General features: G+C 29.9%; 14 protein-coding genes. 10 read left to right on the forward strand and 4 right to left on the reverse strand.

The window, feature by feature from the left end; all coding sequences use genetic code 11:
- The first annotated feature begins 10 nt into the window (after positions 1 to 10).
- Positions 11 to 316 carry a hypothetical protein gene (locus AC4PG3_RS03165; RefSeq protein WP_492197630.1) on the forward strand — a complete coding sequence of 102 codons (306 nt, stop codon included), beginning with the start codon at positions 11 to 13 and terminating at the stop codon, positions 314 to 316.
- 243 nt (positions 317 to 559) lie between these two features.
- Positions 560 to 856, forward strand: coding sequence for an IS3 family transposase (locus AC4PG3_RS03170; protein ID WP_492198189.1), 297 nt, complete (start codon positions 560 to 562; stop codon positions 854 to 856).
- A gap of 226 nt (positions 857 to 1,082) precedes the next feature.
- On the opposite strand, the gene istB is transcribed toward AC4PG3_RS03170, so the two are convergent.
- Positions 1,083 to 1,841, reverse strand: coding sequence for an IS21-like element helper ATPase IstB (gene istB, locus AC4PG3_RS03175; protein WP_492196212.1), 759 nt, complete (start codon positions 1,839 to 1,841; stop codon positions 1,083 to 1,085).
- Between the two features lie 55 nt (positions 1,842 to 1,896).
- Complete coding sequence (gene istA, locus AC4PG3_RS03180) at positions 1,897 to 3,105, reverse strand: IS21 family transposase (RefSeq protein WP_492196213.1); 1,209 nt, start codon at positions 3,103 to 3,105, stop codon at positions 1,897 to 1,899.
- A 101-nt stretch (positions 3,106 to 3,206) separates the two neighbouring features.
- Between istA and tnpA the strand changes: the two genes are divergently transcribed.
- The 4 genes from tnpA to AC4PG3_RS03200 all read left to right on the forward strand — a co-directional run bounded on the left by tnpA (position 3,207) and on the right by AC4PG3_RS03200 (position 6,697).
- Positions 3,207 to 3,548, forward strand: a complete 342-nt coding sequence (gene tnpA / locus AC4PG3_RS03185; RefSeq protein ID WP_492198190.1) for an IS66 family insertion sequence element accessory protein TnpA — start codon at positions 3,207 to 3,209, stop codon at positions 3,546 to 3,548.
- Positions 3,549 to 3,550: 2 nt separating this feature from the next.
- Positions 3,551 to 3,907 (forward strand): IS66 family insertion sequence element accessory protein TnpB, encoded by a 357-nt coding sequence (tnpB, locus tag AC4PG3_RS03190; protein ID WP_492196141.1) that lies wholly within the window; start codon positions 3,551 to 3,553, stop codon positions 3,905 to 3,907.
- Positions 3,908 to 4,036: 129 nt separating this feature from the next.
- Positions 4,037 to 5,596, forward strand: a complete 1,560-nt coding sequence (gene tnpC / locus AC4PG3_RS03195; protein ID WP_492198183.1) for an IS66 family transposase — start codon at positions 4,037 to 4,039, stop codon at positions 5,594 to 5,596.
- 207 nt (positions 5,597 to 5,803) lie between these two features.
- A complete protein-coding gene (locus tag AC4PG3_RS03200) occupies positions 5,804 to 6,697 on the forward strand; it encodes a CPBP family intramembrane glutamic endopeptidase (RefSeq protein ID WP_492198191.1) in 894 nt (297 codons plus the stop codon).
- 353 nt (positions 6,698 to 7,050) lie between these two features.
- Here the strand turns inward: AC4PG3_RS03200 and AC4PG3_RS03205 are convergent, their stop codons facing one another.
- Together AC4PG3_RS03205 and AC4PG3_RS03210 are read right to left on the reverse strand one after the other, a co-directional pair.
- Complete coding sequence (locus AC4PG3_RS03205; RefSeq protein WP_492196428.1) at positions 7,051 to 8,229, reverse strand: IS110 family RNA-guided transposase; 1,179 nt, start codon at positions 8,227 to 8,229, stop codon at positions 7,051 to 7,053.
- A 227-nt stretch (positions 8,230 to 8,456) separates the two neighbouring features.
- Positions 8,457 to 8,555, reverse strand: coding sequence for a putative holin-like toxin (locus tag AC4PG3_RS03210; protein ID WP_492197631.1), 99 nt, complete (start codon positions 8,553 to 8,555; stop codon positions 8,457 to 8,459).
- A gap of 874 nt (positions 8,556 to 9,429) precedes the next feature.
- On the opposite strand from AC4PG3_RS03210, the gene AC4PG3_RS03215 reads away from it, so the two are divergent.
- The 4 genes from AC4PG3_RS03215 (at position 9,430) to recD2 (ending at position 15,550) form a co-directional block, all read left to right on the forward strand.
- On the forward strand, positions 9,430 to 11,475 hold the full coding sequence (locus tag AC4PG3_RS03215) for a YcdB/YcdC domain-containing protein (protein WP_492197632.1): 2,046 nt from the start codon (positions 9,430 to 9,432) through the stop codon (positions 11,473 to 11,475).
- 93 nt (positions 11,476 to 11,568) lie between these two features.
- Positions 11,569 to 12,744, forward strand: coding sequence for a dicarboxylate/amino acid:cation symporter (locus tag AC4PG3_RS03220; RefSeq protein ID WP_492197633.1), 1,176 nt, complete (start codon positions 11,569 to 11,571; stop codon positions 12,742 to 12,744).
- 163 nt (positions 12,745 to 12,907) lie between these two features.
- Positions 12,908 to 13,201: a hypothetical protein gene (locus tag AC4PG3_RS03225; protein ID WP_492197634.1), complete on the forward strand. Its 294-nt coding sequence runs from the start codon at positions 12,908 to 12,910 to the stop codon at positions 13,199 to 13,201.
- Positions 13,202 to 13,333: 132 nt separating this feature from the next.
- Positions 13,334 to 15,550 (forward strand): SF1B family DNA helicase RecD2, encoded by a 2,217-nt coding sequence (gene recD2, locus AC4PG3_RS03230; protein ID WP_492197635.1) that lies wholly within the window; start codon positions 13,334 to 13,336, stop codon positions 15,548 to 15,550.
- Positions 15,551 to 15,629: the final 79 nt, after the last annotated feature.

Here is a 15,629-nt window from a genome sequence, read left to right on the forward strand (position 1 = left end):
TGATTATATAATGAAAAAAGATAAAACAAATTTATATATAATAATAGCAGCTTTAATTTCCATATCAACAAGTTTAATAAAAGAATTCATCGTAAAAGACAATTTATATGCATACTTAAGTCTAACCATAATTACAATAATTACTATGATTTATATTATTATTAATCAGATAGTTAAAATAAAAAGAAAACTAAATAGTAGAAAACAACAAGACAATTATAAAATCACTAAATTTATAGATGATATAGTACTATCTATATTAATTTTAATTGTCATTTATGGTTTAGCAATGGATGTTCTACATTTATTAATATAAAAAGAATCCTATCCTGAACGAGAATGCGTTAGACATCTTAAAAAAGGCTATAGGCATACTCAACGAAGATTAACTGAAGCAATATACATTGAGCTTGATAAAGCTAGAAAGAAACGTCAAATTTCAGTTAAGGGTGTGTCTAAATATCTAGGTATTTAGACATCTGGATTCTATGATTTTATAAATCGAAAAGAATCTAAGCAGTCAAAACGAAAGAAAAATATTAAATAGCTAATAACAGAAATCTATAATGAATCAAACCAAATATATGGAGCTCCAAAGATAACTAAAATATTAAGACGAATGGGATATATAGTTGCCGAAAAAACAGTGGATAACTATATGAAAGAGCTTAATATTAGAGCTATATGGGTTACGCCTTATAAAAGAGAGTGGATAAATAGATTTGTAATTCAACATCTTAGCCATGCTTATGAATTGATATTTGAGTATATTGAAACATTTTACAATACAAAGAGAATCTATAGTTATTGCAATATGAAATCGCCTTATGATTATGAAGAAGAAAATGTTATTTAACAGAATATAGATTTATTATGTGTAAGCGATCAATAATCCCATGGATTCACAAATGTTACGTAACATGAGATAATACTCTCTACAAAGTACTTTTAAAGTTAACAAAGTAACTTTGCCAACATTGAAAGTGTAGGGAGATGATTAACATTACAACTATGAAAGCTACTAAATATTAATGTCAAGATTATTTTGCATAAATGTGCCAATATTTCTATGTACAGTTTTGCTAATTATCTTTATTAGATATTTTAGATAGAGCAGTAGCTGTTCTATAAGAATTACCTAATATATTTACTATACTAGAATGATGGACTAATCTATCTAAGATGGCACTAGCTAACATATTGTCTACAAATATTTCACTCCAATCCGATAAATTTATATTGCTAGTAATTATTGTGCTTTTCTTTTCATATCTTTTATCTATTAGTTGGAAAAACATTTTAGCTTCCATCTCTCCAATAGGAAGATAGCCTATTTCATCAATTATTAACAATTTATATTTGCTAAAATGTTTTATTCTACTGTCTAATTTATTTTCTAAATATGCCTTTTTTAGTTGAGCAATTAAGTCTTGACATTTTATAAAATAAGTGCTAAATCGCTTTTTAGCAGCTGCCATACCAATGGAAGTAGCAAGATGAGTCTTGCCTACCCCACTATTTCCAATTAGTATTATATTACTATTGTTTTCTAAAAATCTTAAACTCTCAAAATCTAAAAATTGTTGTTTATTTATTTTAGGCTGAAACTCAAAATCGAAATCTTTCATTTCTTTTAAATGTGGAAATCCTGCTACTTTAACCATTGCATTTGTAGCATTAAAGTTTTTTATTTCTATTTCTTTTGTAGTAAGCTCATAAAGTGCGTCTACTAGACTTATTTTATCCTCATTTACTTTTGTAATATATTCATCTAGTCTCAAGCTTGTCTGAACTAACTTTAACTCTTTTAGGTTCTCACATAACTTTTGATAATTGTTCATTAAATTTCTCCAATTCTTTTAAATGTTTATCTGCATACTCTGAAACATCTTCTTTTCATTTAAATGTTAATCCTAACATCTTTAAATGATGATCATTGTGATAATTAATCTTTTTTTCTGTTATTCTATGGATTGTAATTAGTTTTTTGTTATAATATACATGTAAGTTATTTTCACTAACTTGTATTGTAACATTTTTACCAATTAAATCTGGTGGAGCTGAATACATATTATGCTTGTATTTAAATAGGCTATTGGTATTCACCTTTGCTTGTACAGTTTCATTTTTGTAAAAAGAACAGATTTTATCATGTGGGAGTGGTAATAGATGTTCTTTTTCTTTGTTAAAAACTAATATAGGTGGTAATCCTGTAGCTTGACATACTCTTGAATTAGCTTCATTTGTGATTACACTCATCTTTTCATGCAATTCTTGTAAATCTTCTAAAACACCATTGTAATTCATAATTTCATCAATTATTCTCATTGGATTTTCAACTTTTGCTTTAGTATTAGGTCTTGCTCTAACACAAGGATATATGCTAAATCCAAAGTCATCAGAAAGTTGCTTAAACTTACTATTTACTTTACCATCTGAACACTCGGTTCTAGCTTTATCCATCATAGTAGAAGCGTTATCAATTACTATTTCTTTTGGCACTCCACCTAATGATTCAAATGAATTAGATAAAAAATCAAATAGATGATTCTGACTTGTTGATGGATATATTGCCCATACCTTGAATCTAGAGGCAGATAAGACTAAGCTACCTACATTTAAAAGCATTTCACTATTATCTTTAAAAGAAAATTTTAATTTCTCTTTCCAATCAAACTGAGCTTGTTTACCAAAAGGTGTTTCAGATTTCACAGAATCTTTTTTTGCTTTTGGTTTAAAATACTCAGCAAATTCACTTTTCTTTAAAATGTAGTAATTAAAATTGCTACGAGAACATTCAAGCCCGTGCTCTCTTACCAGATATCTATAGAGATGAGATTTGTAGTAGAATATCTGCTTGCTTTTTGCTGATAGCAAAGAAGTGATAATATTGTGATAATCATCTATTTTAGATTTCTTCTCTTTTCTTTCTTTTTCCGTATTTCCTTCATAATATTTTTTAACTGTTCTCCTATCAACTCCCAACTCCCTTCCTATTTCACTGAAATTTGGTTTTTCCAAATTATTAACCTCCACTAATGTTTTTAATTTGTTTAAATCTTTTACAGTTTTTATCTCTATTTCTGTATTAATGTTTAAAATCACTTTCATCACCCATTAATACTATAGAGAATTTTGTAAATATTGTACATTAAAATATTGGCAACTTCCTACAATATTATTTTAGCATTTATACTAAACATGAAATACTTAAGGCTCAATGGTCGGAAATCATTAAAAGGCATAGTGAAAGTGACCAGTCCATAAAAGAATGGTGTGAAGAAAATGATATTTCAAGAACCAAATTCTACTATTGGCAGCGAGTAATCAGACAAGAAGCCCTAATTAAAGCAGGAACACTAGCTGTTACAGGTCAAACTCAATTTATAGAAGTTAAGCCAAGTGAAGCTAAAGCCAATATAGTAGGATCTAAATCTAACAATAAAGGTATCTGTGCTATCTTGCGCTCAAATGGAAATGAAATTGAAATTCTAAATGGGGCAGATCCAAATACATTAGGTATAGTAATTAATTTAATTGGTAAATAATCATGAGAATTAAATTTCCGGATGATATACGAATATACATTGCCTGCGGTAAGACTGATATGAGAAAATCAATTGACGGTCTTTCCGCTATAGTATCTCAAAACTTTAAGCTAAATCCATTTGAAAATGCGCTTTTCCTCTTTTGTGGAGGTAAAAGAGATAGGATAAAAGCGTTGCTTTGGGAGGGAGATGGATTTCTTCTTCTCTACAAAAGGCTTGAAGGCGGGGTGTTTCAGTGGCCAAGAACTGAAGAAGATGTTAGGGAAATTACTCCTCAGCAATATAGATGGCTAATAGAGGGTTTATCAATTGATCAAAAAAAGGTCATTCAAAAGATAGATAACAAAAGGATAATATAGATGCTTGAAACTGCTCAAAATTACATAGTTTCAAGTATTTTTTTGTTGTTTGTAGGTTAGGAAAATGATATAATATATTTAAATAAAACATATTAGAAAGGCTAAATTCCAATGAATGAAAACTCTTTGATAAAGACACTTCAAGATACAATTGAATTACAGAATAAAACCATAGAAGGCCTTAGAGAAGAGTTGAAAAAGGCTAATGAAAATATGGAATACCTAATTAAGAAACTCTATGGAAGAAAGACAGAAAAGACTTCTGCCATAGACGGCCAATTAATCATTAATGATATGGAATTAGGTCTATTTAACGAAGTTGAAAAAGAAGCCGACTTCTCTATACAAGAACCTGTTCCATTTGAAGAGCCTATTAAAAGAACTAGAAAAGGCTACAAGAGAAAAGACTTGTTTAAAAACCTACCTAGCCAAGATCAAATATTTAGGCTGGAAGAATCCCAGCAAATCTGCCCAATTGATGGAAAGAGACTCTCAGTTGTAGGAAGAAAATTCGTAAGATCAGAAATCAGATACATACCGGCAGAAATATCTGTAATTAATATATATCAAGAAAATTATGAGTGTAGAACATGTAAAAAAGAAGGAAGACCTGGAATCTTTAATCCAAATACACCCGAGCCTGTACTTCAGCATTCCTATGCCACAGCATCATCAGTAGCCTGGACCATGTATCAAAAGTTTGTACAGTCAGTACCACTATACAGGCAAGAAAAAGATTGGAAACAGATGGGCTTTCCCATAAGTAGAGCAACCCTATCCAACTGGATAATTAAAACATCAGAAGAATGGTTAAATCCCATAGTAGAAAAGCTAAGGGAAGAACTATTAAAAGATAAATATTTACATGCTGATGAGACTCCAGTTCAAGTATTAAATGAAGAAGGTAAGAAAAATACCACAAAATCATATATGTGGGTGTATTCTACTTCAGTTAATGCAAAGAGAGGAATAAGAATATTTAAATATGCACCTGGTAGAACAGGAGACAATGCCAAGGATTTCCTAAAAGGATTCAATGGCTACCTCCATACAGATGGATATTCAGGATATAACAAGGTAAAAGATATCCACCAATGTTTGTGCTGGGCCCATCTTAGAAGATACTTTAAAGATGCCCTTCCAAAAGATGTAAAAAGTGAAGAAGCAAGTCTACCAGCAAAAGGAATAGCATATTGTAATAAACTCTTTGATTGGGAAAGAAAGTTTAAAGATCTCACTCCAGAAAAAAGAAAAATTAAGCGTCTAGAAAAAGAAAAACCACTTCTAGAGGCCTTTTGGTTATGGGTAGAAAATAATAATGATAAAGTACTTCCCAAATCTAAAATAGGACAAGCATTACAATATGCTCTAAATCATAAAGAAAAATTAGAAACCTACTTAGAAGATGGAAACTGTGTCATATCCAATAATATTGCAGAAAACAGTATAAGACCATTTACAGTAGGTAGAAAAAATTGGACCTTCTGCGGAAGTCCAAAAGGTGCCTACGCAAGTGCCTGTGTCTACACCCTAGTAGAAACAGCAAAAGCAAATGGACTAAACCCCTATAAATATTTAGAATACATCCTGTCAATATTACCAGGATCCAATCTTAAAACCAATCCTAAAATCCTAGAGCTAATGATGCCTTGGGATGATTTAGTCCAAAAATCATGTAAATCTGAATAAATACTATTATAGGGATATCATACCGATATCCCTATATTTATACAATACATCTTTTATTCAACGCTTACTATTATGTTAAATTTGTCCTTTTTCTTGACAGAGGACCAATTTATGAACTTGTTTATCTATATTTAAATATTAATTTATTATTATATATATATCCAACATGCTTGATTTATAGATTAAAGAGGGAAAGAAGTGAGAGAAATGAAAGATGATAAATCTACTATGGAGTTTTTATTTCATAATTTAGTAAGAATAATATGTGTCACAATATTATTTTTAATTTTTAGCATTATGACATATAGAATTCCAATGAGTTTAAATTTTCTTAATGGATTAAGTATATTTGCTGTACAATTTTATGCTAGTATTCTTCAAGTTATTATCATATTTTTGATATTCAAATATGGTTTTAAAAATGAAAAAAAATTTGAAGAAGATAATAGGAAAATTAAAACAAACTTATTTGATGTATTTATTTTTTTATTTATAGGATTATTATTTAAAAATATAATTTATGAAGTATTATTCTATCTTGAAAATATTGTAAAAATTACTCAAAAATATAATAATGATGTGACACGAGGTTTAATTGAAGGAATGGAAATTACAAATGTAGATAAGATATATAGTTTTATAACAGGAGTAATATTATCGTCAATAGTAGAAGAATTATTTTTTAGAAAAGGTGTTTTTGAATATTTCGGGAGAAAGGATATTAGGTGTAGAAATTTGATTTTACTATCAGGCATATCATTTGGATTAACTCATTCAATGGGAATAATTATAGCAATACACGCTATGGTAACTGGAATCATTTTTGCAGCTATATATGTGATAACAAAAAATATTATCTACCCCATAATTGGACATGGATTAAATAATTTAATGCCATTTATTATAACTATATTCAGGGATAATAGCGGTATTGAAGATGTTGAGTCTTATATTGAAGCCGGTAGAATAATTGAGATTAGAGGAGCTATAATTATTAGTTTAATACTGCTGATTATCACAAGTATTATATCTTATATAAAAAGGAAAGTCATAATAAGTTCAGATTTTAAGGATAGTGTTAAAGAGGTATTTACTGAATAAATAATAGCAGAGACTAGTTTACTTTAGAGCTAATTGTGGTATAATATAAGTGAGGTAATCGATACCGCTAAGGTGCGGTTGCCACAAAATGGTTAATTAATTTAGATCACTCTGTACTGGCATACAGGGTGATTATTTTTTATCTCTTTCTAAATAGACCAGCTATTAAAAGTCAATAAATAATTTAATTTATTTTACCTTTGTGATTATAGAATTTCTGTCAGAACCCGTCAAGGGAAAAAGAGCCCCTTGACAGAACCTGCCATAAATTCTTATGTAAAATTAAGCAAAACAAATAAGCCTAAACTGTGTGTACAAAATTTAGGATGATAAATAAGCTATACAAGTGATTGTTACTTGATATCAGGCACATAAGGTTCATTATCACGCAATACAGCAAATATAATATTACACATTTTTCTAGCAACTGCACCAACTGCAGTTAAATGGTGTTTACCACGTGCTTTGAGTGACTGATAATAGACAGATAATGCCGGATCTTTAAATGCAGCTACTGTAGCTGCTAACCAAATTGCTCTACGAAGATACGGAGAACCACGTTTAGAAATTTTAGTCTGTGTACCAACAAAATCACCAGACTGTTTTACAGCAACATCAAGGCCAGCATAAGCAACAAGTTTAGGAGCAGTTTCAAAGCGTGAGATATCACCAATTTCTCCAATGATTATGGCTCCAAGAACATCACCAATACCGGTAATAGTTGTGATAACTTGATTGGTTTGATGTAGCAAGGTTGAAATTTCGATTTCTAGTTCTTTTAATTGTTCTTCAATAAAGTTAATTTGAGCAATAATTTGCTTAATTTGAAATGCAAATGCATCTTTAGCAAAACTGACTCCAAAAGTATTAATAGCTGATTCTTGTATTTCAGAAGCTTTAGACAAACCAAAACGGCCTCTGCTTGCTTCTGATAAAAGTACTGTAAGAGTATCAGTATCAACAGATACCATATCTTCAGGAGTTGGATATTTTGAAAGAAGTTCTCTAGAAGTTACTCCAAAGGTATCTGAAAAGAGCTTGGAGTATTCAGGAAAAACTTGATCTAAAAGAGCAATACACTTGCGTTTCCAATCAGAACATTCATCTACTAAGGCAAGGCGATACCGAGATAATTGACGTAAAGCCATAATATCCTCATTCGCCAAAGATGTGGATGAAAACTGTCCGAAACGCATAATTTGAGCAATGATAAAAGAATCTTTAGAATCATTCTTGGTTTGCCTAATATACATTTTTCTAAAAGCATCTGATTGAATAGGATTGATAACATAAACAGTAAATCCAAGATCAATTAGATAAGAATACAGGCTAACCCAATAATGACCAGTAGCTTCCATACCAATAATTACCTTAGAGGTATCAGCTTCAAACTTATCAAGTAAAGCTGCTAATTTAGCACAGCCAGCTTGAGAATTTGAGAAAGAAATACTTTTAGCGAGAAGCTCACCATTAGAATTAATAATAGAAGCTTCGTGGTTTTTCTTAGCAATATCAATACCAACATAAAACATAAAATCACCAGCTTTTAAAATATTAACAGATAAAGTCTAGAACCTCTCTACTTTACACAATACAACCTCGTTAGATATTCAGTAACTAGGTACTATCCAGCTCATTCGCATATGGATGTAAAGAAGAGGCGTAACCCTATTTAAGGAAGACAACGCTTCAAGGAGGTAGACTACGACCCCTATCTGTACAACTATTATCTCACAAGATTAGTGAGATAGAAAAGAGATTATAGTTTAATAACTATAACTTTATTATACGAGGAGATAAGTGATAAGATAAACATTCCAAATGCTATCATTAAATAGATAGATTCAAATATACTCATCTACACCACCTCCTTCCTTTCTTATCTGAAGTGAGGTGGCAACCACACCCTGCTTTTCGATTACCTTATTATCATATTATCACATTGTTTTTCAGCTTACAATATAGATTGTAACATATGTAAATATTATGTCGTTCAGACATATAGGAATGTTGTTCATCCAAATATATGGAAATTTCAAATTATTTATGATAGAGTGAAGTTCAAGACAATATACCGATGGGAATAGAATACATTAATATGGGGGTAGTAATATAAAAAAAATTTTAAATAGTATTGGGGAATCTATATTGACTGAAGGACCTTATTATTATTTATTTTGGATAATTTATTTTGGATCGGAACTACTAATTACTTACAATAATTATGATTTTTATAAATTTGTCATGATTGTAAGGACAATATATATAGCAGTTTACTTTATTTTAGTTTTATCTTCTTATATATTTATTAAACATAACAACAAAGATTCAAAAAAAATTAGAAAGAATATAATAATAATTGGTTTATTTTTATTTTTTTCTTTAATACGGATAAAAAAATAACATCTAAATTGAGGCCACTGAAAAAAATGGCCTCAATTGCTTTAACCTAAAATCGTAGGGAAAATAACTTTTAAGTAAAAGGTAGCAACAATATACATAGAACGAGCTAGTGCATATATATTAATAGGATGTATAAGCTTTATTAGAGATGATCATTTTCTATGGATACTATTTATACTTGTTATACTAAACATAATCAAATTAAATTATGATAAATGTATTTTCTTGGGAAATGATATGAGATAATCTTGACATATATATCCAAATATACTAGTATGAAGGCAACACTATTCAGAATATAATAAAAATAAAAAGGAGGATGGATTAGAGTGAAGAAAAAATTATCTTTAGTTTTGGCCATTGTAATGATGGTAGGTATAATCGCACCATTAGAGGTATCTGCAGATGTAGGAGTAGAGAAATATGTTCCAAAGATAAAACAGATATTTGATATAGGTGATGAATATGGAGAATTCGACCTACGCACAAATAGCCATAGGGGAGAAACTACATACCATATGACTTGGAGGGGTGATGGTGATAACAATTATATAAGTGTAAATATTGATCCAGAGGGAAATATTATAAGATACAGTAAATATAAAAGTAGTAATAGAGAAGAGCATTCAAAATTTCCTAAGATAAGTAAAGAAGAAGGTTTAAAAAAGGCAAAAGAGATTATATCCAAAATAGATCCTAGCTTATTAGAAAAGACTAAATACAATGATGAAAGCATAATGGGAGATTTAAATTCTTACTACTTTATATTTGAAAGAATGGAAAATGATGTACCTTTTATATATGATTCAATTTCAGTAGAGATAGATAATTCTACAGGAGAAGTAAATAGTTTGAATATATATTGGGATAAAGATATAAAATTACCAAATAAAGACAATATAATAAAAAAGGATAAAGCTTATAATCTATATAAAGAAGGTCAAGGCGTAGAGTTAGTATATAGACTAGATAATAAGGATAATAAATTAGAGGGAAAGCTTTTATATACATTTAAAGACAAAAATAGAGCTATAGATGCTAAGACAGGTAAAGATGTAGAAGACTTAAATAGTATGAATAGCTATATAAATTATGGATCGTTATTTAGAAATATGGAAAATGTATCTATAGAAGATGCAAATGAACTTGTAAATTCTAAAGAAATAGTAAGCAGAGATCAAGCAGGAAAAGCATTGAGAAAATTTGCTGATTTAGATAATTCTTATGAAATACAAGGTGGGAATCTAAAGAAAAGCAAAGTAGATGGAAGTTATATATGGGAGATATCAATACACAAGCAAGAGGGAAATAGTGGATATGGAACCAGTGTATCTGTAGATGCTAAGACAGGAGAAGTCCTAGATTTTCGTAAGTTTAATATAAGGGAAGATGAAGACCAAGAGGAAAAATATGGTGAAAAAGAAGCAATAGAAAAAGCCCGAGAATTTCTAAAAAAGAAGATGCCAGATAAATATAAACAAGTAGAATATACAGGAACTAATTTTTATCAATACCAAGAAAATATACAAGAGTACTCTTTTACATTCAATAGAGTAAAGGATGGAGTGAAGGTGCCACAAAATGGATTCTTATTAAGTGTTAGTGCTATCACAGGCGAAGTAATGGATTATAATTATATGTGGAGCGATATAGAAATCCCATCTACAAAAGAAATAATAGCAGAAGAAAAAGCAGAAGAAATACTTTTAAATGGTGGCAAGCTAGAATTAAATTACATCGTAGATAGAGATAGCATAAAAAACAAGAAAAAAGAAACAAAGCTAGTATATAATTTAAATAACGAAGAAAGTCTATATGTAGATGCTAATACGGGTGACACCATAAGTCAAAAGGATCTACTTGGTATGAATAACATAAACGAAAGAGAAAAAGAGTATAAGGATATAGATAAAAGCTATGCTAAAGATGCAATAAAGAAATTAAAAGAAAATGGAATATATCTTCCAGGTGAAAACTTTAAACCGAAGGAAGGTATATCACAAAAAGATTTCTTCTATCTACTTTCAAGCACAAAGGGATATGTATCTCCTTATGATGAAGAGAATATATATGAGAGATTATCTAGAGAAAATTTTATAAAGGCAGGAGAAAAAGATCCAGATAAAATTATAACTAGAGGTGAAGCTATAAAATATGTAGTAAGAAGCTTTGGACAGGAAAAGGCAGCTAGTTTTGGAGATATGTATAAATCAAATTATGAAGATATAGATAGTGTAGATAAGGAATTAAAAGGATATATAGCTGTAGCAGAAGGTCTAGGTGTAATAAGTGGAAGTGGAAACTTTAGGGCAAATGATAATTTAACCAGACAAGAAGCAGCTATGATTATATACAATATATTGAATAGAGATTAAGGAAAAATATGATCTAGTTTAGTTTACTTTGAGTTAACATATATATAATATATAAAGTAGTTATGACTAGGGAAAAATAAAAGGAGGAAGACAATGAAAAAAATAGGATTATTGCCTAAACTCATCATAGCTATTATACTAGGGATTATTATTGGAAGTACGTTACCTGAAAAAGTAATAGAAGTACTTGCTACTTTTAATGGAATTTTTGGGGAGTTTTTAGGATTTACAATACCGTTAATAATTTTAGGGTTTGTAGCTCCAGGTATAGGAGATCTTGGAAGAGGAGCAGGAAAAATACTAGGTATAACAACTGCTTTAGCGTATGGTTCAACTGTATTATCTGGGACTATAGCATACTTTGCAAACTCTGCAATATTAACTAACTTTCTAAAGGGGCAAAGTATTATGGCGGATTCTTTAAATGGTGGAAAAGAATTAGCAGGAGCACTTATAGAGATAAAGATTCCACCAATAATGGGAGTTATGACTGCGTTAATACTGGCATTTACAATAGGTATAGGGATTGCAGTGACGGATTCAAAAGTGATAAAAGGATTCATGAAAGAAACTCAAGAAATTATAAGTAGAATGATTAAAGGAATAATAATACCACTATTACCAATTTATATACTTGGAATATTTGCAAACTTAACTTTTGCAGGTCAAGTAGCATCTATACTAAGTGTATTTTCTAGGGTGTTTATTTTAGTAATACTATTACATTTTACTATTATTATTATTCAATATACAATAGCAGGAGCATTGGCTGGACAAAATCCATTTAAATTAATAAAAACTATGATTCCAGCATATTTTACAGCAATAGGAACTCAGTCTTCAGCAGCTACTATACCAGTAACTTTAGCTCAAACTAAGAAAAATGGTATAAATGAAGGTGTAGCAGATTTTGTAATTCCACTATGCGCTACTATACATTTATCAGGAAGTACTATTACAATAGTAAGCTGCTCTATTGCAATAATGATAATAAACGGAATTCCATTTACATTTGGGACATTTTTTGGATTTATACTAGCAGTAGGCGTGACAATGATCGCAGCGCCTGGGGTACCAGGAGGAGCAGTTATGGCTGCTCTAGGATTACTTCAAAGTATGTTACACTTTGATCCAACAATGACATCCTTGATGGTAACACTTTATTTAGCACAAGATAGTTTTGGAACTGCTTGTAATATAACAGGAGATGGAGCCATAGCAATAATAGTAAATAAGATTTCAGGCTATAAATTAAAACAACCAGCTTAAAAAAGCAATCACCTTAGTAAAACTTATTTTTTAGACAAATATCATTATGGTTAATTACTTTAAATCACTCTGTACTGGTATACAGGGTGATTATTTTTCAATCTCTTTCTAAATAGGACATAAGTGAATTGAGGGTTTGAACTTTTTCTGAGGAGGTAGTTCTATGTCAAATTTAAAGACTAAAAATAAAGAAAAAGTATATGCATTAGTATATATTATATTTCTTATTTTTGTAATTGTTTTATTAAGCAGTGATAATCCAAAAGCTATAATGATTTCTAAGCTTACTGCATCTTTTATATCCATACGTATGATATATTTATCATACACCTCCTTAGTTAAAAATGAATCTTTTATATCAAAAATATGGAACTTTTTCTTGATAGTATTTTCTACTATACTTTTTGTTATTTTACTAACATCTTTTTTAAATATAATTAGATTGATTTTATTTTAATAAAATTATCAACTAAATATAAAATATGTAAAAGAGCTGTTTTATAGGAATAAATTCCTATAAAACAGCTTTATTTATGTTTTAAAAAACTTGAAATATGCTATAATATCACTAATGACAGGGGTGATTTAGGTGTTAGTTGTAGAAGGCACAATAGAAGATATAATATTTAGAAATGAAGAAAATGGATATACTGTGGCAAAATTAAATACTAGTGATGGAATGGTAACCATAGTTGGAAATGCTGCCATTATAAATATAGATGAAATGGTAGAAGTGGAGGGCGAGTGGATATATCACAATACCTTTGGTGAGCAAATTCAATTTAAAAGTATCAAAACTACTAGCCCCTCTACTATAAAGGGTATAGAAAATTATCTTTCTTCAGGTTTATTGCCCCATGTAGGTCCTAAAACAGCAAAAAATATTGTAAATAGATTTGGATTAGATAGTCTTGAAATCATCCAATACAATCCAGAGAGATTAAAAGAAATCCCTGGTATTGGAGAAAAAAAGCTAGAAAAGATAGCTAAAGCCTATGAAGAGCAAAGAGAATTAAGAGATATAATGGTATACCTGCAGCAATTTGATATAACTGTAAAAAATGGAATTAAAATATATAAAAAGTATGGAAAAGACACCATAAGTACTATCTCAGAAAATCCCTATAGACTATCAGAGGATATATTTGGGATAGGATTTAAAACTTCAGACAATATAGCCAGAAAAATGGGCATAAGTTTAGAGTCTCCCTATAGAGTAGAAGCAGGGCTTAAATTTGTAATGATGAAAAGTGCAGGAGAGGGTCATTGTTATCTACCTAAGGATGAATTATTGAGAAAGACTTCTAGTCTATTGGAAGTAAATATGGAATTAATAGAAGATGCTCTAAGAAACTTAGCTTTAAGAGATAAGTTTTACATAGTTCAAGATAAAGAAGATGCATTAGTATACTATGCTCCATTTCATATAGCAGAAAATAATGTAGCTAAAAAATTAGTTGAAATGTCAAGAGTAGAGTTTCCAGATTTAGAGCTAGATGTAGAAAAAGAAATAGAGACAATAGAAGAAAGAGAAAACATAGAATTTGGAAAAAGACAAATTCTAGCTATAAAAGAATCCATAAATAATGGTGTAGTAGTAATAACTGGAGGACCAGGTACGGGTAAGACCACGACTATTAATGCAATTATAAATATATATGAGGACTTAGAGTTTAATGTAATACTTGCAGCACCTACAGGCAGGGCAGCAAAGAGGATGACAGAGACTACAGGAAGAGAAAGTAAGACAATCCATAGACTACTTGAGTTTGCCTATATGGAAGAAGACATGGCCTTTAATAAGGATGAAGATAGCCCAATAGAGGCAGATGTAATAATAATCGATGAGGCATCTATGATAGATATACTTCTTATGAATAGTCTTCTAAAAGCTATAAATCCTGGTACTAGAATGATATTAGTAGGAGACATAGATCAGCTCCCAAGTGTTGGAGCTGGAAATGTCTTAAAGGATATTATAAATTCTAAAAGTATAAAAATTGTAGAATTAGATCAGATATTTAGACAAGCCGAAGAGAGTATGATAGTAGTAAATGCCCATAAGATAAATAAAGGAGAGATGCCTTTAGTAAATCAAAAAGACAAGGACTTCTTCTTTTTATCTAGTGGAAAATCCAATAATACATTAGAAACTATAGTTCAACTCAATAGAGAAAGACTTCCTCAATTTTATAACTTTGACCCTATTAAAGACATACAAATACTAAGCCCTATGAAAAAAGGAGATATAGGTACAATTTCTCTAAATAAAGCAATTCAAGAAGCTTTAAATCCAGAGTCAGATGATAAGGAAGAAAAAAAGATAGGCGAGGACATATTTAGAGAAAATGACAAGGTTATGCAGATTAAAAATAATTATAAATTAGAATGGACAATGTTCAAAGATGGATCTTTAGAAGAAGGAGAAGGAGTATTTAATGGAGACTTTGGATATATAAAAAAGATAGATAATGAAGACCAAACACTTGAGGTTTTATTTGAGGATGAAAAACTAGTTGTATATGATTTTAATCAATTAGATGAACTGATCCTAGCCTATGCAACTACAGTTCACAAAGCACAGGGAAGTGAATTTCCTGCAGTTATAATTCCAGTTCACTGGGGACCCCCTATGCTCCTAACTCGTAATTTAATTTATACAGCCATAACTCGTGCAAGGGAATTAGTAGTATTAGTCGGAGAAGCTGGATATCTTAAAAAGATGATCGGAAACAATAAAATTGAAAATAGATATTCATCTCTAGATAAAAAGATATTAGAATATATCTATCAATTTTATAACTAAAGGAGTCAATATGGAATATATAAAAGTTTTTAATAATTTAATCTTTATGGGGAATGGGAGGTAAACAATTAAGAAGTTG

The sequence above is a fragment of the Tissierella sp. QWL-11 genome (assembly GCF_058683765.1).